Origin of the sequence: Streptomyces acidicola (assembly GCF_009377235.1) — a bacterium.
Classification (GTDB): Bacteria; Actinomycetota; Actinomycetes; order Streptomycetales; family Streptomycetaceae; genus Streptomyces; species Streptomyces acidicola.
Window position 1 is genome coordinate 48355 of sequence record NZ_VMNX01000012.1, and the last position, 18967, is coordinate 67321.

Below are 18967 nucleotides of genomic sequence, written 5' to 3' on the forward strand. Positions count from 1 at the left end.
TCGACGGATCTACAGGTCGACCTCACGCATCAGCATCCCGACCTCGGTGTTGGACAGCCGTCGCAGCCAGCCCGACTTCTGGTCGCCGAGAGTGATCGGCCCGAAAGCGGTGCGCACGAGCTTGTCGACCGGGAAGCCTGCCTCGGCGAGCATGCGGCGCACGATGTGCTTGCGGCCCTCGTGCAGGGTGACCTCCACGAGGTAGTTCTTGCCGGTCTGCTCGACCACCCGGAAGTGGTCCGCGCGCGCGTACCCGTCCTCCAGCTGGATGCCGTCCTTCAGGCGCTTGCCCAGGTCGCGCGGGATCGGGCCGACGATGTGCGCCAGGTAGGTCTTCTTCACTCCGTACCGGGGGTGGGTCAGCCGGTTGGCCAGCTCCCCGTGGTTGGTGAGCAGGATGACGCCCTCGGTCTCGGCGTCGAGGCGACCGACGTGGAAGAGCCGGGTCTCGCGGTTCGTGACGTAGTCACCGAGGCACTGCCGCCCCTCCGGGTCCTCCATCGAGGAGACGACTCCGACGGGCTTGTTCAGCGAGAAGAACTGGTACGACTGCGTGGCCACGGTGAGCCCGTCGACCTTGATCTCGTCCTTCTCGGGGTCGACCCGCAGGCCCTGCTCGAGAACGATCTCGCCGTTGACCTCGACCCGCGCCTGCTCGATCAGCTCCTCGCAGGCACGCCGCGAACCGTAACCGGCCCGTGCGAGCACCTTCTGCAGCCGCTCGCCCTCCTGCTCGGCTCCGGGGAAGGTCTTGGGCGGCTTGACGGCTTCCTTGCCCGCGTACCGCTCGCGGTTGCGCTCCTCGGCGCGCGCGTCGTACTCACGGGAGCGTGCGGGGGCCGTACGCCCGCGCCCGGCCTGCCGCTCGCCCTGCTGCGGCTTCTTGGGCCCGCCCTTGGCGCCGCCGCGCGCGGAGCCGCCGCGCCCCGACTTCGGTCCGTCCGGGGTGGCACCGGGGCCGACGTCGTAGCGGCGCTCCTCCGGGCGGGGCTTGCGGGGGCGGCCCTGCCCCTGCTTCTGGTCCCTGTTGTTGCCGGCACCGCGGTAGTTACCGCGCCCGTCGCTCTTACCGCTACCGCTGCTTCGCATCAAAATTCCGTCGTCGTCGTTTTCGGCATGTCCGTCGCCGGACCGTCGTCCGCGTCCGGGGCGTCCGGATCGAAGGACGGTACGGCTTCCTGGGTCTCGGCCTCGATCGCCTCCGCCTCCGGGAGGAAGGGCGCGAGCTCCGGGAGCTCGTCCAGACCGCGCAGGCCCATCCGCTCCAGGAAGTAGTTCGTCGTCCTGTACAGGATCGCACCTGTCTCGGGTTCCGCGCCCGCCTCCTCGACCAGTCCGCGCTGGAGGAGGGTGCGCATGACCCCGTCACAGTTCACGCCACGCACGGCGGAGACCCGGGAACGGCTGACCGGCTGCCGGTACGCGACCACGGCCAGCGTCTCCAGGGCGGCCTGCGTGAGCCGTGCCTGCTGCCCGTCGAGAACGAAACGCTCGACGGCGGCGGCATACTCACCTCGCGTGTAGAACCTCCAGCCCCCGGCCACGAACCGCAGCTCGAACCCCCGCCCCTGCACGGTGTAGTCGTCGGCCAGCTCCCGCAACGCCTTCGCGATCTGCCGCCGGGGCCGATCGAGGATCTTCGCCAGGTGCTCCTCGGTGGCGGGCTCGTCCACGACCATGAGGACGGCCTCCAGAGCGGGCTTGAGGTCGAGATCGGCGACGTTCCGGTGACCGGCCGGCGCCTCGGTGATCTCCTCGCTCACGTCTTCTTCTCCTCCTCGGGCCGCTCGGGCGGTCGGTCGAACTCGTCGGTCACCAGCGGCGTCCCGTCCCCCTCGCCCCCGGTCCACCGCACGAGCAGCTCCCCGAGGGCGGTCTCCTGCTCCAGTGCCACGGCCTTCTCGCGGTACAGCTCCAGCAGGGCCAGGAACCGGGCGACGACGGTGAGGGTGTCGTCGGTGTCGGCGACGAGCACCCGGAAGGTGGCCTCTTTGAGCTCCCTGAGCCGCCCCACGACGAGCGCGGCCTGCTCCTGCACACTCACCAGGGGCGCGTGGATGTGGTCGACGTACACCTGGGGCTTCGGCTTCGGCTGCATCGCCTTCACGGCGAGCTTCGCGAACCCTTCCGCGCCGATGCTGATGACGACCTCGGGCAACAGCTCCGCGTGGTGCGGTTCGAGCCCTACGGTACGGGGGTAGCGCCGGGCCTCTTCGTCCAGGCGGTGGCTGAGGATGTCGGCGATCTGTTTGTACGCGCGGTACTGCAGCAGCCGCGCGAACAGCAGGTCCCGCGCCTCCAGCAATGCGAGATCGGCCTCGTCCTCGACCTCCGCGGACGGCAACAGCCGCGCAGCCTTGAGATCGAGCAGCGTGGCGGCCACGACGAGGAACTCGGTCGTCTGGTCGAGATCCCAGTCCGGCCCCATGGCCCGGATGTGTGCCATGAACTCATCGGTCACCTTCGACAGCGCGACCTCGGTGACGTCCAGCTTGTGCTTCGAGATCAACTGCAGGAGAAGGTCGAAGGGCCCTTCGAAGTTGGCGAGCCGGACCTTGAAGATGCCGTCGTCGGGTTGGCCGGGTTCCGGCTCGACGGGTTCGCCGGGTTCGCCGTGTTCGCCTGTGTCTTCGGCGGCCGGCTGGGGGACGTCGGGCTCGGTGTCCTCGGGCCGGGCGGGCGGCTCCGGCTCGACGGAGGCGCTCTCGGCCTGCGGGCGGGGTGCGGCGGTCTCCGGTTCCGGACGGGGCTCCGCGGTTCCGGACAGGGCCACGGCCTCGGGTTCCGGGTGAGGACGCCCGGCGTTCTCGGGCTCAGAATCCGTTTCGGTCCCCACGACCTCCGGGGGCGTCATGAGGGGCCCCGCCTTGGGCCCTCGGCCCAGCGCACGCCGACGACCGGCCGAACCGCCGGAGTGGGACGTATGGGACGAGGTCATAGCCGTCGCAGGCTACCGCGTACCACCCTCCGAAGCCGACCACCGGTTCCGGACCGGCTATCGCCCCCGCAGCCGGCGTACGAGGATGCTCGCGTCCCCGCGGGACTCAAGGTCGGCCAGCACCACGGCGACCGCCTCGCGCACGATCCGCCCCCGGTCGACCGCCAGCCCGTGCTCCCCGCGGAGCACCAGCCGGGCGTGTTCGAGGTCCATGAGCTCCTCGGCGGACACGTACACGGTGATCTTCTCGTCGTGCCGCTCGCGCCCGCTGGGCCGCCGCCCCGCGGCCCGCCCTCGGCGGCGGGACGCACCGGCGGCGGACGCGGGCGAACCTTCCTGTGCGGGCTGAACGGCTTGCCCGGGCTGCCGCCGAGTCGAGCGCGTCGCCCCCGGAACGGGCCCGGTGGCCTTGTCCGCCTCCGTGGCGGCCGCCCGGCTGCGGGACTCCCCCGCGTCGGCCGGCTCCGCGTCCGCGGCCACATGCTCGGCGCCCTCGCCGTCACCGCCCTGCGCGGGCACCGACGGCGGCGCGTCCTCCGCGGTGGCGGGATCACTCTCCCCCGCCGGCGCCGGCACCCTGGCCTCGCCGTTGGCCTGGCGCCGGGGAGTGGACGCCTGGAGCGCCATCCCCCCTGTCGTTCGGAACAGTTCGTCGGCCCCCGGCAGACTCACTCGGCGTGACACCGGGCGAGCACCTCCCTGGCGAGCTGGCGATAGGCGGCGGCACCGACGGAATTGGAGGCGTACGTGGTGATCGGCTCACCGGCGACCGTGGTCTCCGGGAAGCGGACCGTACGCCCGATGACCGTGTGGTAGACGTGATCGTCGAACGCCTCGACGACACGCGCGAGCACCTCGCGGCTGTGCACGGTGCGCGAGTCGTACATCGTGGCGAGGATCCCGTCGAGCTCCAGCTCCGGGTTGAGCCGCTCCTGAACCTTCTCGATCGTCTCGGTCAGCAGCGCCACACCACGGAGGGCGAAGAACTCGCACTCCAGGGGGACGATCACCTTGTGCGCGGCCGTCAACGCGTTCACCGTGAGCAGACCCAGCGAGGGCTGGCAGTCGATCACGATGTAGTCGTAGTCCGCCATGAGCGGCTTCAGGGCGCGCTGCAGCGTGGACTCGCGCGCGACCTCGCTCACCAGCTGGACCTCGGCGGCCGACAGGTCGATGTTGCTCGGCAGCAGGTCCATATTGGGGACCGCGGTCTTCAGCAGGACCTCGTCGGCCGCCATGCCCCGCTCCATGAGCAGGTTGTAGACGGTGAGGTCGAGCTCCATCGGGTTCACGCCGAGGCCGACCGAGAGCGCTCCCTGCGGGTCGAAGTCGACCAGCAGGACACGCCGTCCGTACTCCGCGAGCGCGGCGCCCAGGTTGATGGTCGACGTCGTCTTGCCGACGCCGCCCTTCTGGTTGCACATCGCGATGATCTTCGCGGGGCCGTGGTCGGTCAGCGGGCCCGGGATCGGGAAGTACGGCAGCGGGCGCCCGGTCGGGCCGATGCGCTCACGGCGCTGTCGGGCCGCGTCGGGCGCGAGCGTGGCCGCGTACTCCGGATCGGGCTCGTACTCGGCGTCGGGGTCGTAGAAGTGCCCCTCGGGCAGTTCGTCGTAGTCGGCGAAGTGGTTGCGGATCTCGCCACTTCCGTCGCCGGCCATGGCGTTCACGTGATGGCCATCCATGCTCATGTGTGCTGTCTGAGTCACCCCTGGACCTGGGTGACTCCGGTGGGCTGCGAAGGTGCGCACAGCTACGGAGCCGACAGCCTGAAGCCCCGTGGGCCGATGACCCTGCGCAGGGATTCCTGGTTGACCACCCCCGGGAGTAAATGTCGACTCATTCACAAGTCGTCTTACCTCCTTGGTGACCAGGGAACTTCTAGATAGGTCAGCGTGGCACCATGCCGACGGTTGGCGACTCTATGGCGTGTCGGCGGTTCGCAGCAACACAATCCGCCGGACCCGGCCCGATGTGTCGGCAATGAACCATCCCCCTGTCAAGGGCGTACGGCCGTCGCACGGCAGGTTTCACCGTTGCGCGAATCGGTTGAAGGGTTACGTTCGAGGCGAGTTGACCACGCATTGTGAGGTGAACATACACACTTCCGGCCGGACCTCATCAGGCCAGGTCCGGCCGGAAGTGCGCTGTTGACGAGTCGTGTTGACGTATCGCCTTTTTCCGTCGGCAAGTCGACTCGGAGCAGTCCGGAGCAGATGCGGAGCGGGTCCGGAACAGGTCCGGCGCTGGGCCGGGACATGTCGGCGGTCTAGCCGAGCAGCGACTCCAGTTCGACGCACTCCAGGCCGTGCGCCTCGGCGACCTCGCGGTAAACGACCTTGCCGTCATGGGTGTTGAGGCCCTTGGCCAGCGCGGGGTCACGGCGCAGCGCCTCGACCCAGCCGCGGTCGGCGAGCTCCACGATGTACGGCAGCGTGGCGTTGGTGAGCGCGTACGTGGACGTGTTGGGCACCGCGCCCGGCATGTTGGCGACGCAGTAGAAGACCGACTCGTGGACCGTGAAGGTCGGTTCGGCGTGGGTCGTGGGGCGCGAGTCCTCGAAGCAGCCGCCCTGGTCGATCGCGATGTCGACAAGGACACTTCCCGGCTTCATCCGGGAGACGAGCTCGTTGGTGACCAGCTTGGGGGCCTTGGCGCCCGGGATGAGGACGGCGCCGATGACGAGGTCGGCCTCCAGGCAGGCCTTCTCCAGCTCGAAGGCGTTGGAGACGACGGTCTGGATCTTCGTACCGAAGACCTTGTCCGCCTCCTTGAGCTTGTTGATGTCCTTGTCGAGCAGGGTCACGTGGAAGCCCATGCCGATGGCGATCTGAGCGGCGTTCCAGCCCGACACGCCGCCGCCGATGACGACGGCCCGGCCGGCCGGCACGCCCGGGACACCGCCGGGCAGCACGCCGCGGCCGCCGCCCGCGCGCATGAGGTGGTAGGCGCCGACCTGGGGGGCCAGCCGGCCCGCGACCTCGGACATGGGGGCGAGCAGCGGCAGCGCGCGGCCCGGCAGCTCGACGGTCTCGTACGCGATCGCGGTCGTCCCCGACTCCAGGAGGGCGTCCGTGCACTCCTTGGAGGCGGCCAGGTGAAGGTATGTGAAGAGCGTCTGGTCCTTGCGGAGGCGGTGGTACTCCTCGGCGACGGGCTCCTTGACCTTGAGCAGCAGGTCGGCGGTGGCCCACACCTCGTCGGCGGTCTCCAGGATCGCGGCACCGGCGGCGACGTACTCGTCGTCCGTGATCGACGAGCCGACACCGGCGTTCCGCTCGACGACGACCTGATGGCCGTGGCGCACCAGTTCGTGCACGCCGGCGGGGGTGATGGCCACCCGGAACTCGTTGTTCTTGACCTCGCGGGGGATGCCGACCTTCACGTCGATCACGGTCCTTGGCTCAGAGGGGTGTGGCGCACGCGCGCAGGGGGCGACGCGTACTCAGGCAATGCAGGACATACCCGTACGCACCGGAGCGCACCGGGAGACACCGCAGGGAACCGGCGGCGAACCCAGTTTAATGAAGGCTTCGCTACTGTCTAGCCTTCCAATGCATCAAGCTCCAGCCGATCCGCTACGGATTTCGCAGGTGTTAGCGCGGTGTTCCGTCTCGGTCTCGTCGGCGGCGCAGGCTTCGCCCTCGTGGATTCCGTGGCGTGCGTGGAGTTCGTCGAGTCGGTCGAGTTCGTCTCCCAGCATGCGCTCGGCCGCCCCCCGGTGCAGCCGGGCCGCCGCCGGGTCCCCGAGCCTCTCCAGCGTGTCGGCGAGCCGGACGTGCAGCGCGGCCTGCAACCGCGTGTCCTCGGCGCGGCGCGCCCACTCCAGGGCCTCCTGGCAGATGGCCAGTGACTCCTCGAACCGTCCCGCGTACTCCTGTACGCGCCCCATCTCGCTCAGCGCCCTCGCCTGGCCGCTCATGTCGCCGAGCCTGCGGTAGCCGGTGAGGGCCGAGGACCAGGTGCGCAGCGCCTCGCTGTAGCGGCCCACGCAGGTGTGCGTGCCGGCGATACGGCCGTAGAGCCGGGCCGCGTCGGCGCGCTCGTCGCGGGCGAGCCGCTGGGCGAGCGCCCTGCCGTACCAGTCGGCGGCCCGCTCGTAATCCCCGAGCTCCTGGTGGGCGCCCCCTACGGATTCCATCGCGCGGCCGGTCGCATACGGGTCGTTCGCCTCCCGTCCGGCGTCCAGCGCGGCCCGGTAGCGGGTGAGTGCCTCGTTCGTACGGCCGGTGCGGGCGTCCAGGTCGGCGAGGTTCAGCAGGGCGGCGGCCTTCTCCCGGGGCAGCTTCCGGCGCTCGGCGACATCGAGGACGAGCCGGTGGATGCCGTACAGATCGGGGGCGGCGGCCTGGGTGCCGAAGTGGGCGACCATCGTGCGCACCAGCTGGGACATCAGGCGCCGGGCGAGCGTGTCCAGCTCCCCGTCGGCGACCGCGAGCCGCGCCGCGGCCAGCAGCGCGGGCCGGCGGATGCGCAGCCAGTCCTCGGCGGCCCGGGGCGTGGGGAAGCGCAGGGCGCGGGGCATCTCCTGGAGCTTCTCGCGGGCCTGGGAACTGTCGGTCTCGGTGATGGTGCGGCAGGACTGCAGGAGGCGCAGGGTGCGCTCCAGCATCCGGGCTCGGGCCAGCTGGAGCTCGGCCGGTCGGTCCTGGCTCTCGGCGAGGGCACGCAGCATGGGCTGCAGACACCCGGGCACCTCGTACTGCGGCAGTGGCGAGTCGACCACGTGGAGGAAGCCGAGCGCCACGAAGTCGTCCAGCGTGGTGCGGGCGGCGCCGACCGAGCAGCCGGCCAGCGCGGACGCGGTGTGCGGGTCGACGAGGCCCGCCGGGGCGAGCGAGAGCAGTCGCAGTATCCGGGCGGCGGGGCTGAGCAGGGAGCCGTACGCGAGCCGGAAGACGCGGGCGAGCGGCGGGCCCTCCTCGTCCGCGACGTTCAGGTGCCGGGCCAGGTCGGCCACGGCGGCCTTGGGGCGGGCGGCGAGCCAGCCCCCGGCGAGCATCAGCGCGGCGGGCTGGCCGGTGCACTCCAGGACCAGTTCCTCGGCGGCGCGCGGGTCGACGGTGACGCGCACGGATCCGGTGAAGCGGCTGAGCAGTTCCACCGCGGACTTGGTGTCCAGGCCGCCCAGGGTGCACGGGCGCACGTCGGAGATGCCGGTCAACGGCCCGCCGGACACCGCGACGACCAGGCAGTCGGGGTTGTCCGGGAGCAGCGCGTCGACCTGCTCGGCGTCGGCCGCGTCGTCCAGCAGGAGCAGCACCCGCCGGTCGGCGAGGGCGTCGCGCAGCGCCGCGCTGAGGTCGTCCTCGGCCGCGCCGGGCGGGGAGGGCAGGTCCAGCGCGGAGAGCAGCTCGCGGGCCGCGCGCTCGATCGGTACGCGGGTGCCGTCGGGCTCCGTGAGGCGCGCACGGAGCACGCCGTCGGGGTAACTCTCGGCGACCTGTCGTGCGAGTTCCTCGGCGAGCGCGGTGCGGCCGTAGCCGGGGCGGCCCGCGATGAGGAGTACGCGCGCGCGTGGCGCTTTGCGGCCGGAGAGGGTTTCGAGACCGGCGCTCTCGATGTCGGCACGCAGTTCCTTCAACTCGCGCTCGCGGCCGAGAAACTGACGATCCGTGGGGGTGTCGTCGACAGCCGGGGGCTGTTCGGTTCCGGACACCTCGGTGCTCTCCGTGTCGACCGCCTGATCCGTCACGGGTCACGCTCCCGTCCCACTGCACGCGCAAGGCCCGCCGGGACTCCGGTGCGGGCGTGCTGCAGAGCCTAGTTCACGCTCTGCAACGATCCCGGCAGAGCACGGCGGAGGCGTCCCCCGATCGGATCAGGCGATCGTAGGACCGGCGGTGTCGGACCGGTCTGAAGCCCGCACACGGGGCAGGCGGGACGTTCGAAACACGCCCCAAGGCGCCTCTCAGGGCTCGAACGGCCGGGCCGGCCACGGGGCCTCAGCGGGGCGCAGCGCGTCGAGCCCGTCGCCGCTCAGGGCCGCGACCAGGGAGAGGACGCCGACGACCAGGCAGTTGTTGTGCAGGTCACCGGCCAGGACGCCGCGTACGAGCTCGTCGACGGGGACGCGGGCCAGCTCCATGTCGGCCTCCTCGTCCTCGACCTCGTAGCGCCGGCCGTCGGCCTCGGAGAGGCCGCGGGCGAGGAAGATCCGCACGGCCTCGTCGCAGCCGCCGGGCGTGGTGTAGACATCGGTGAGGACGCGCCAGTCCTCGGCCTTGACGTGCGCCTCCTCGTACAGCTCGCGCTGGGCGGCGTGCAGCGGGTTCTCGCCGGGGACGTCCAGGAGCCCGGCGGGGATCTCCCACAGCTTCTGGCGCACGGGGTGGCGGTACTGGCGGATGACCAGGACACGGCCGGTGTCGTCGAGGGCGAGTACGGCGACGGAGCCGGGGTGGACCTGGTAGTCGCGGTGGACGACCGATCCGTCCGGCATGACCACGTCGTCGGTGCGCACGGAGGTCTTGTTGCCGACGAAGGGCGTGTCGGTCGCCCTGACCTCCCACTCCTCGGCGGTGTCCTTGATGGCCATGTCGACTTGTCCTCCCACACGTGCAAAGAAGCCGGGGTGAGCGTCCCGCGGGACGCTCACCCCGGCCACCGTACAGCTCGCGTACGGCTTGCTCTTACTGGCCCGAGGTGCGGGCTTCCTCCTGCCGCTCGACGGCCGCCTTGACGAGCCCGGCGAACAGCGGGTGCGGCCGCGTCGGACGCGAGCGCAGCTCGGGGTGCGCCTGGGTGGCGACCAGGTAGGGGTGGGCGTCGCGCGAGTACTCGACGTACTCGACGAGCTTGCCGTCCGGGGAGGTGCCCGAGAACAGCAGGCCGGCCTTCTTCTCCAGCTCGGCACGGTAGGCGTTGTTGACCTCGTAGCGGTGGCGGTGCCGCTCCTCGACGTACTCCTTGCCGCCGTAGACCTCGCGCACGATCGAACCCTCGGCCAGCTTCGCCGGGTACATGCCCAGCCGCATCGTGCCGCCCATGTCGCCCTCACCGGCGACGATGTCGAGCTGCTCGGCCATGGTGGAGATGACCGGGTGGGCGGTGGCGGAGTCGAACTCGGTGGAGTTGGCGTCCGGGATGCCGGCCACGTTCCGGGCGGCCTCGATCACGATGCACTGCAGGCCGAGGCAGAGACCGAGGAGCGGGATCCGGTTCTCGCGGGCGTACTGGATGGCGCCGACCTTGCCGGACACGCCGCGGTCGCCGAACCCGCCGGGGATGCAGATCGCGTCCACGTCGGCGAGCTGCTCGGCCGCTCCGGACGGGGTCTTGCAGTCGTCCGAGGTGACCCACTTGATCTTCACGCGGGCCTTGTTGGCGAAGCCGCCGGCGCGCAGGGCCTCGGTCACGGACAGGTAGGCGTCGGGCAGGTCGATGTACTTGCCGACGAGCGCCAGGTTGATCTCGTGCTGCGGGTTGTGGACACGGTCGAGCAGGTCGTCCCAGGTCGTCCAGTCCACATCGCGGAAGGGGAGGTCCAGCTTGCGGACGACGTAGGCGTCGAGGCCCTCGCCGTGCACGGTCTTCGGGATGTCGTAGATCGAGCGGGCGTCGGGGCAGGCGACCACGGCGGCCTCGTCGACGTCGCACATCAGCGAGATCTTGCGCTTGATCGCGGTGGGCACCTCGCGGTCGCAGCGCAGCACGATCGCGTCCGGCTGGATACCGATGTTCCGCAGGGCCGCGACCGAGTGCTGGGTCGGCTTCGTCTTCAGCTCCCCCGAGGGACCGATGTACGGCAGGAGCGAGATGTGGACCACGAAGACGTTGTCGCGGCCGACCTCGTGACGGACCTGGCGGACGGTCTCCAGGAACGGCAGCGACTCGATGTCGCCGACCGTGCCGCCGACCTCGGTGATCACGACATCGACCTCGTCGGAGGCCATGCGCCGGATGCGGTGCTTGATCTCGTTGGTGATGTGCGGGATGACCTGGACGGTGTCGCCCAGGTACTCGCCGCGCCGCTCCTTGGCGATCACCGTCGAGTACACCTGACCCGTGGTGACGTTGGCGGAGCCGTCCAGGTCACGGTCGAGGAAGCGCTCGTAGTGGCCGATGTCCAGGTCGGTCTCGGCGCCGTCGTTCGTGACGAACACCTCACCGTGCTGGAACGGGTTCATGGTCCCCGGGTCGACGTTCAGGTAAGGGTCCAGCTTCTGCATCACGACGCGCAGGCCCCGCGCTTTGAGCAGCATGCCGAGGCTGGAGGCGGTGAGGCCCTTGCCGAGCGAGGAGGCGACACCCCCGGTGACGAAGATGTGCTTGGTCGTCGTGGATTTGGGCGGCATGGCCAAGAGGGGGCTCCCGTGGTCGCGGTATGGAGTGCGGGGCGGCTGTCGTCCCGGAGGGTTCCGGGGTGCCGTCGCTGCGGTTCGGGGGACCCTTTGTTTGCAGCATCGAAGCTGGGGAGCCCACCGGTCCACGGGCTACCAGCGTATCAGCGACGGCGCGACACGAGTTCCGGCCACGCTCCGCGCACGAGCCGCCACGCAGGCCACTCGACGTCACACGACGTCACCCTTTGCTCACTCGTTCGGCGCACGTACGTTGCCGAGAGCGGCACGCGGAGACCAGTACAGCGTCGTATCCTCTTCGGACATCGCTGCCGAGCCCGGCCGGCGAACGGCACCACCCCCGCCCGTCTCCGGAACCACATGAGCTCGTCAGTTCGTTGAGCAACGACCGCCTTCATTCCGTTGAGCATCGTTGTACAGCGACGCTTTAACAGAACCCAGGGATCTCGTTTGACACTGGTCCTATGGGTCCCATGACCGCACAGCGACCGCCCCTCGAGGGGCGACGTGGCCGTTCGACTGGAGTTACATTGGCCGGGCGCATCGAAGACTACGCACTCATCGGAGACATGCAGACCGCCGCGCTGGTCTGCCGGGACGGCACGGTGGACTGGCTGTGCCTGCCCCGTTTCGACTCCCATGCCGTCTTCGCAGGGCTACTCGGCAACGAGGAGCATGGTTTCTGGCGTCTCGGACCGGCCCACGCGGCCGACGCCGAGCCGCCGTCGGCATCCCGGCGGTCCTACCGCGGGGACTCGCTCGTCCTGGAATCGGAGTGGGACACCCCGCGCGGCACGGTCCGAGTGACCGATTTCATGCCGCCGCGCGACGGCGCCCCACAGCTGATCCGGATCGTCGAGGGCGTCAGCGGCCGCGTGCCGATGCGCTCCGCGCTGCGGATGCGCTTCTCCTACGGCCGTGTCGTGCCGTGGGTGCACAAGCACGAGGGCCGGACGGTCGCGGTCGCCGGGCCCGATTCCGTGTGGTTCGACACCACGGCCGAGACCTACGGCAAGTCACTGACGACGTACGCCGACTTCACGGTGGCGCCGGGTGAGAAGATCGCCTTCACCATTTCCTGGCAGCCTTCTCACAAGGAGCCGCCGGCGCTGCCGGAGCCGGAGCAGTCGCTGGAGGCGACGGAGGAGTTCTGGCGCGAGTGGGTGGAGCACTGTACGTACCACGGGCCCTACCGCGAGGCCGTGATCCGCTCGCTGATCACGCTGAAGGCCCTGACGTACGCCCCCACGGGCGGCATCGTGGCGGCTCCCACCACCTCGCTCCCGGAGCACATCGGCGGGGTCCGCAACTGGGACTACCGCTACACATGGCTGCGTGACGCGGCGATCACCCTGTCCTCGCTGCTGCGCACCGGCTACCGCGAGGAGGCCCGCGCCTGGCGCGAGTGGCTGCTGCGGGCCGTGGCCGGCGACCCCGAGAACCTACAGATCATGTACGGCATCGCGGGCGAGCGGGAGCTGGGCGAGGCCGAGCTGGACTGGCTGCCCGGATACGAGAACTCGGCACCGGTCCGGGTGGGCAACGGCGCGGCGCACCAGCTCCAGCTGGACGTGTACGGCGAGGTCACCGAGGCCCTGCACCTGGCTCATATGACAGGTCTGGCCCGCAACGACTACGCGGCCCTGCTCCAGCTGAAGCTGATCCGCTACCTGGAGGACCACTGGGACGAGCCGGACGAGGGCATCTGGGAGGTGCGCGGCCCGCGCCGCCACTTCGTGCACTCCAAGGTGATGGCCTGGGTGGCCGTGGACCGCACGATCAAGCTGATCGAGTCGGGCGACGCGGACGGCCCGCTGGAGAAGTGGCGCGAGCTGCGCGACGACATCCACCGGGACGTGTGCGAGCGCGGCTACGACAAGGAGCGCAACACCTTCACTCAGTCGTACGGCTCGAAGGAGCTGGACGCCTCGCTGCTGCTGATCCCGCAGGTGGGCTTCCTACCGCCGGACGACAAGCGCGTGATCGGCACGATCGAGGCCATCCAGCGCGAGCTGTCGACGTCGGACGGGTTCATCCTGCGCTACCCGACCTCCGGCGACGACGAGGGCGTGGACGGGCTCCCGGGCGACGAGGGCGCGTTCCTGGCCTGCTCGTTCTGGATGGCGGACGACCTGGCGATGATCGGCCGCGTCGACGAGGCCCGCAAGCTGTTCGAGAAGCTGCTGGCCCTGCGCAACGACCTGGGTCTGCTCGCCGAGGAGTGGGACCCGCGTCTGAAGCGCCAGGTCGGTAACTTCCCCCAGGCGTTCAGCCATGTGCCGCTGATCGACACGGCCCTGAGGCTGACGGCTTCGGGCGCCTACGGGGGCTGATTCCGGCATCCGCGCGCGGCGGATCGGTGTGCAGACAGGCGCGTGAAGCAAGCGCTTGCGCCCTGACTCACGGGTCAGGACCGGTCCGCCGTAGGAACAGGACCGGTCCGCCCGACTCGACGGGGGGCCGGTCCGCCACGCCCGAGCCTCGGTTGCCGCCCGGCAGGCGACTGGCCCTGCGGGCACAGAGATCAGGTGCTCTCAGGGCAGCGTGGGTCGGCAGGCGGCCCGACTAGGAAAGCGGCCGGGGCTGGGTCAACTCGTCGTAGACACTGAGCACCTGGGACACCGTCTCGTCCTCGGTCGGCCAGCTGGCCGTCTGCCGGACGCCCCGCTCCTTGAGGAACTCCCGCCGACCGGGATCGGCCAGGAGACGTACGACGGCCTCTCCGAAAGCCTCCCCGTCGCCGTACGGAACGAGCTCGGCCGCGTCGCCGACCAGTTCGGGGATGCCGGGGGCGGCCGCCGCGACGAGCGGCACGCGCGCGTGGAGGGCTTCCTGGGCGAGCACCGACCGGGCCTCCCAACTGCTCGGCAGCAGCGCGAGATCCGCGGCGGCGATCAGCTCACCGACATCGTCACGCCGCCCCACCAGCCGCACGGGCAGTTCCTCGTCCTCGATGCGCCGCTGCAGATCGGGCCGCAGCGGCCCCTCCCCCGCGACCACGAGCAACGGCACGGGGTCGAGCCCGCACCAGGCCCGCGCGGCGTCCAGCAGCGTCTCGTACCCCCGGTACCGGTCGAGCGTGCCGACGGCCATGAGCAACGGTCGGTCGGTGGCGCCGACTTCCGCCCGCGCCTTGGACCGCGGCCGATCGGGGTCCTCGTCGCCGGGACGCCGCGCGGGCAGGGCGACGGCGGCGAGTCGTGCGTCCCGCGCACCCCGGCTGCGCGCCCGGTCGACGAGGTCGGAGGTCGTCCCGAGCACCACCGTCGCGGCCTTGGCGACCCGCCGCTCCAGCATCCGCAGCAGATGCCCCCGCGCCCCCTCGGCATGCGCGCGCGAATGCCACGTCACCACGAACGGCACCGGCCGCCCGCTGAGCGCGAGCGAGGCACGGAACGCGGCGTGCAGCCCGTGCGCGTGCACCAGGTCGGCGTCCGCGCAGGCCGTCCGCAGCGCGGCCACGGAGGCGGGGTCGCTGCTGCGGGGTACGGGAACATGCACGGCGCCCACACCGGTGAAGTCGTACGTCCGGTCCGCCTCGCCGGGGGCGCACACGGTGACCCGGACGCCGCGGGCGACGAGGCCCGAGGCCAGCGACCGCACGTGCGTACTGCTGCCCGCGCTCCCGCCGCCGAGCACCTGCACGGTGCGCAGCGGCGACTGGCCGTGTGGTGAGTGGCTGCTCACGTGGCTCACGTGGCCGGGGCTCCTGGTTCGGCATCGGGCGGTCACGAAGAAACGTACAGAAGGATCGTGCGGAGGGGGTGTACCGCACAAACCGCTTCCGCGTGCTACGCCAAGGATGCCAGGCCATGAGGAAGTTGCGGCACCACGCAGGAGGCGCTCCCGCACCACCATGGGCAACCCGACCACACCAGGTCACTCACACGAGTGACCTTCCGTACGGCGGTTCCTCTCCCTGGCCACGGGTGCGCTCGTGGCGGCTGCTCACCGGGGTTTCAGAGAGCGTGCCACCTCACCGATCCGTTCCCCGCACGCGGCAGCCGCCACGAGCGCGCCCGCGTGGGCGAGCGCGGCCCGAGTCGCCCACGACTACCCGTCGCCCCGGGCCGTCGCCAGCAACTCCTCCGCATGGGCCCGGGCCGTCTCGGAGTCCTCCTGCCCCGCCAGCATCCGCGACAGCTCCCGGATACGTTCCTCGCCCTCCAGCACCTTCACCCCGGAGCGCGTCACGGACCCGTCGTTGGTCTTCTCCACCAGCAACTGCCGGTCTGCGAACGCGGCGACCTGCGGCAGATGCGTCACGACCACGACCTGCGCGGTCTTGGCGAGCTTGGCGAGCCGCCGGCCGATCTCGACCGCGGCCTTGCCGCCGACCCCCGCGTCGACCTCGTCGAACAGATACGTCGGCACGGGATCGGTCCCGGCGAAGACCACCTCCACCGCGAGCATCACGCGCGACAGCTCACCACCGGACGCCCCCTTGGCGATGGGCCGCGGCGGCGCCCCCGGGTGCGGCGCCAGCAGCAGCTCGACCTCGTCGGCACCGGACGGCCCGTACGCGACCGCACGCCCCCCGACCTCGACGCCCTCCGGGTCCTCGGTCTGGCGGATGGCGAAGGACACGCGCGCGTGCGGCATGGCCAGCGAGGCCAGCTCCGCGGTCACGGCCGCCGCGAAGCGGTCCGCGGCCTCCGTCCGCGCGTCCGTCAGGGCCTGGGCCATCCCGCCCAGTTCGGTCCGCAGCGCGTCCCGCTCGGCGGTCAGCTCCTCGATCCGTTCGTCGTCGCCGTCCAGTTCGGTGAGGCGCGTGGCGCTCTGCTCGGCCCACGCGAGCACGGAGGCCACGTCCTGCCCGTACTTCCGCGTCAGCGCGGTCAGCGCGGCACGGCGCTCCTCGACCGCCGCGAGCCGCAGCGGATCGGCGTCCAGGTCGTCGGCGTACCCGGCCAGTTCCCCGGCCACGTCGCCCAGCAGGATCCCGACCTCGCCGATCCGGTCCGCGAGCGCGGCCAACGCGGGATCGTGCGACCGTACGGCCTCCAGCGCCCGGTGTGCGCCCGCGACGAGCGTCGAGGCGTCCACGCCCTCCGGGTCCTCGGGATTGCCCGCGAGAGCGGCGTGTGCGGACGTCGCGGCGGACGCCAGCGCCTCCGCGTGCCCCAGCCGCTCGGCCTCCTCGGCCAGTTCCGCGTCCTCGCCGGGCCGCGGCTCCACGGCCGCGACCTCGTCGAGGCCGTAGCGCAGCATGTCGGCTTCCTGCGCCCGTTCACGCGCGCGCGTGGTGATCTCGTCCAGTTCCGTGGAGATGGCACGCAGCCGGCGGTAGGCCTCCCCGTACTTCGCGAGGGGCACGGTCACCGTGTCCCCCGCGTACCGGTCGAGCGCCTGCCGCTGCCGGGACAGCTTGAGCAGTCCCTGCTGGTCGGTCTGCCCGTGCACGGCCACCAGTTCGTCGGCCAGCTCGGCGAGCATGCCCACCGGCACGGAACGCCCGCCGAGGTGTGCCCGCGAGCGCCCCTCGGCGGAAACGGTACGGCTGATGAGCAGCGCCCCGTCGTCGAGTTCGGCCCCGGCCTCCTCGGCGCGGACGACCGCCGAGGCGCCCACGGGCACACTGACCCGCCCCTCGACGAGCGCGTTCTTCGCCCCGATCCGTACGAGCGCCGGGTCCGCGCGTCCGCCCAGCAGCAGGCCGAGGCTGGTGACCACCATGGTCTTGCCCGCACCCGTCTCACCGGTGACGGCGGTGAACCCGGGCGACAGCTCGACGACTGCGTCGTCGATGACTCCGAGCGACCGTATCCGCATCTCCTCCAACACGCCCCCGACCATACGAGGTTTTCTCGGCCACGTGCGACGCCGCCCCCCACAACGAGAACGGGGCGTTACCTTCGCCAGTCCGTCCTCGTTGGGCTGACAGCTCCCCGCCCACGCGGGGGTGGTCCGGTCGTCACCGTTTTGGACGAGTGGCGGATGCGGTGGTCCCCGCCAACGCGGGGGTGGGCCGGCGCCCGAGCAGCACCCGTGGCGCCGGGCGCAATCTAATGCGGCGCCCCGCGCCACCCCGAAACCGGCAACGCGAACTTCGCCACCAGCCGATCGGTGAACGACGCATGGTGCAGCCGGGCCAGCCGCACCGGCACAGCCCCCCGCCGCACCTCTACCCGCGCCCCCGGCGGCAGCTCCACGGTCCGCCGCCCGTCGCACCACAACACGCCCGGCGGGATGTGCGGCAGCACCTCCACGGCGAGCACGGAGTCCGGCGACGTCACCAACGGCTTCGCGAACAGCGCGTGCGCGCTGATCGGCACCATCAGCAGCGCCTCGACCTCCGGCCACACCACCGGCCCGCCGGCCGAGAAGGCGTAAGCCGTCGACCCGGTCGGCGTGGACAGCACGATCCCGTCGCAGCCGAAGCCCGTCACCGGCCGCCCGTCGATCTCCAGCACGACCTCCAGGAGCTTCTCGGCCCCCGCCTTCTGCACGGCGGCCTCGTTGAGCGCCCAGTCGGTGTGCACGATCTCGCCGTTGCGGTGCACGACGACGTCGACGGTCATGCGCTCCTCGACCTCGTACGCCTTGGTCACCACCCGGTCGACGACCTTGTCCAGATCGTCCCGTTCGGCCTCGGCGAGGAAGCCGACGCTCCCGAGGTTGACGCCGAGCATCGGCACCCCGGAGGCGCGGGCGAACTCCGCGCCCCGCAGCAGCGTGCCGTCGCCGCCGAGCACGATGAGCAGCTCACACCCTTCAAGGCACTGCGGAGTGGCCTCCTTGACCAGCTCCACCTCGTCCGGCAGCGGCAGGTCGCGCGCCTCGTACTCCAGGACGCGCACGCCGAGCCCGGAGCGCAACAGCCCCTTGACCACGAGTTCGGCGCTACGGATGGCCGCCGGCCGCCCGGTGTGGGCCAGCAGGAAAACAGTACGAGCTCGGTTCTGCGTCAACGCGGCCCCTCCGCCACTGCACGGTCAACATCGGCCGGATCCAGCGCGGGTGCCCCGGATCGCAGCCACAGAAAGTACTCGACATTGCCCGAAGGTCCGGGCAGCGGGCTGGCAGTCACGCCGCGCACGCCGAGCCCCAACTCCCCCGCCTTCTCGCCCACTGAGCGCACCGCCTCGGCGCGCAGCTCCGGGCTGCGTACGACTCCGCCACTCCCCAGCCGCTCCTTCCCCACCTCGAACTGCGGCTTGACCATCATCACCAGATCGGCGTCCGGTTTCACGCACCGCACCAGGGCGGGCAGCACCAGGCCGAGCGGGATGAAGGACAGATCCCCCACGACAAGATCCACAGGCTCCCCATCGATCGCTGCGAGCGTCAACTCGCGTACGTTCGTACGGTCCTTGACGGTGACGCGTTCATCGCTTCGCAGAGACCACGCAAGTTGTCCGTAGCCGACGTCGACGGCGATGACATGCGCGACGCCCGCCCGCAGCAGGACATCGGTGAAACCGCCCGTGGACGCGCCGGCGTCGAGCGCCCGCCGCCCCTCGACCGCGAGCCCCTGCGGCACGAACGCCTTCAGGGCGCCGGCGAGCTTGTGGCCGCCGCGCGAGACGTAGTCCGGATCGCTGTCGTCCTGTGCGACCACGATCGCGGCGGCGGTCTCCACCTGGGTGGCGGGCTTGGTCGCCATGGTCTTGCCGACGGTCACGCGCCCGGCCTCGATCAGCTGGCTCGCGTGCTCCCGCGAGCGCGCGAGCTTCCGTCGCACCAGCTCGGCGTCGAGACGGCGGCGTGCCACTCCTGCCACGTG

The 18967-nt window shown here is 71.1% G+C and carries 14 protein-coding genes; 1 reads left to right on the top strand and 13 read right to left on the bottom strand.

Annotated elements, in window-relative coordinates:
- Nucleotides 1-9 precede the first annotated feature (9 nt).
- From FPZ41_RS06695 to FPZ41_RS06735, 9 genes are all read right to left on the bottom strand, one after another.
- Complete coding sequence (locus FPZ41_RS06695) at nt 10-1089, bottom strand: pseudouridine synthase (protein WP_152860059.1); 1080 nt, start codon at nt 1087-1089, stop codon at nt 10-12.
- Nucleotides 1089-1763: an SMC-Scp complex subunit ScpB gene (scpB, locus tag FPZ41_RS06700; RefSeq protein ID WP_322619900.1), complete on the bottom strand. Its 675-nt coding sequence runs from the start codon at nt 1761-1763 to the stop codon at nt 1089-1091. The genes FPZ41_RS06695 and scpB overlap by 1 nt, the downstream gene beginning before the upstream one ends.
- Nucleotides 1760-2938 carry a segregation/condensation protein A gene (locus tag FPZ41_RS06705; RefSeq protein ID WP_152860061.1) on the bottom strand — a complete coding sequence of 393 codons (1179 nt, stop codon included), beginning with the start codon at nt 2936-2938 and terminating at the stop codon, nt 1760-1762. Before FPZ41_RS06705 ends, scpB begins: the two co-directional genes overlap by 4 nt.
- 57 nt (nt 2939-2995) lie before the next feature.
- Nucleotides 2996-3622, bottom strand: a complete 627-nt coding sequence (locus FPZ41_RS06710; protein ID WP_322619901.1) for a RodZ family helix-turn-helix domain-containing protein — start codon at nt 3620-3622, stop codon at nt 2996-2998.
- Complete coding sequence (locus tag FPZ41_RS46915) at nt 3607-4743, bottom strand: ParA family protein (RefSeq protein WP_322619907.1); 1137 nt, start codon at nt 4741-4743, stop codon at nt 3607-3609. Before FPZ41_RS46915 ends, FPZ41_RS06710 begins: the two co-directional genes overlap by 16 nt.
- Before the next feature lie 464 nt (nt 4744-5207).
- The gene (gene ald / locus FPZ41_RS06720) at nt 5208-6332 is read right to left on the bottom strand and encodes an alanine dehydrogenase (RefSeq protein WP_165934851.1); all 1125 of its coding nucleotides are present in this window, start codon (nt 6330-6332) and stop codon (nt 5208-5210) included.
- 165 nt (nt 6333-6497) lie between these two features.
- Nucleotides 6498-8633, bottom strand: a complete 2136-nt coding sequence (locus tag FPZ41_RS06725; RefSeq protein WP_322619902.1) for a tetratricopeptide repeat protein — start codon at nt 8631-8633, stop codon at nt 6498-6500.
- A 216-nt stretch (nt 8634-8849) separates the two neighbouring features.
- On the bottom strand, nt 8850-9476 hold the full coding sequence (locus tag FPZ41_RS06730) for an NUDIX domain-containing protein (protein WP_152860067.1): 627 nt from the start codon (nt 9474-9476) through the stop codon (nt 8850-8852).
- A 94-nt stretch (nt 9477-9570) separates the two neighbouring features.
- On the bottom strand, nt 9571-11235 hold the full coding sequence (locus FPZ41_RS06735) for a CTP synthase (protein ID WP_152860069.1): 1665 nt from the start codon (nt 11233-11235) through the stop codon (nt 9571-9573).
- Nucleotides 11236-11771: 536 nt separating this feature from the next.
- On the opposite strand from FPZ41_RS06735, the gene FPZ41_RS06740 reads away from it, so the two are divergent.
- Nucleotides 11772-13574 carry a glycoside hydrolase family 15 protein gene (locus FPZ41_RS06740; protein ID WP_131558868.1) on the top strand — a complete coding sequence of 601 codons (1803 nt, stop codon included), beginning with the start codon at nt 11772-11774 and terminating at the stop codon, nt 13572-13574.
- Nucleotides 13575-13806: 232 nt separating this feature from the next.
- On the opposite strand, the gene FPZ41_RS06745 is transcribed toward FPZ41_RS06740, so the two are convergent.
- From FPZ41_RS06745 to FPZ41_RS06760, 4 genes are all read right to left on the bottom strand, one after another.
- Entirely contained in the window at nt 13807-14937 is a 1131-nt protein-coding gene (locus tag FPZ41_RS06745) for a glycosyltransferase family 4 protein (protein WP_322619903.1), read from the bottom strand.
- Between the two features lie 357 nt (nt 14938-15294).
- Entirely contained in the window at nt 15295-17037 is a 1743-nt protein-coding gene (gene recN, locus FPZ41_RS06750; RefSeq protein WP_152860071.1) for a DNA repair protein RecN, read from the bottom strand.
- 209 nt (nt 17038-17246) lie between these two features.
- The gene (locus tag FPZ41_RS06755; RefSeq protein WP_131558862.1) at nt 17247-18152 is read right to left on the bottom strand and encodes an NAD kinase; all 906 of its coding nucleotides are present in this window, start codon (nt 18150-18152) and stop codon (nt 17247-17249) included.
- Nucleotides 18149-18964, bottom strand: coding sequence for a TlyA family RNA methyltransferase (locus FPZ41_RS06760; protein ID WP_322619904.1), 816 nt, complete (start codon nt 18962-18964; stop codon nt 18149-18151). The genes FPZ41_RS06755 and FPZ41_RS06760 overlap by 4 nt, the downstream gene beginning before the upstream one ends.
- Between the last annotated feature and the right edge of the window lie 3 nt (nt 18965-18967).

Excerpts from the sequence above, each read along its gene's own strand:
- FPZ41_RS06695 (WP_152860059.1), bottom strand. The coding sequence starts at position 1,089 with ATGCGAAGCAGCGGTAGCGGTAAGAGCGACGGGCGCGGTAACTACCGC.
- FPZ41_RS06705 (WP_152860061.1), bottom strand. The coding sequence starts at position 2,938 with ATGACCTCGTCCCATACGTCCCACTCCGGCGGTTCGGCCGGTCGTCGG.
- FPZ41_RS06730 (WP_152860067.1), bottom strand. The coding sequence starts at position 9,476 with ATGGCCATCAAGGACACCGCCGAGGAGTGGGAGGTCAGGGCGACCGAC.
- FPZ41_RS06735 (WP_152860069.1), bottom strand. The coding sequence starts at position 11,235 with ATGCCGCCCAAATCCACGACGACCAAGCACATCTTCGTCACCGGGGGT.
- recN (WP_152860071.1), bottom strand. The coding sequence starts at position 17,037 with ATGGTCGGGGGCGTGTTGGAGGAGATGCGGATACGGTCGCTCGGAGTC.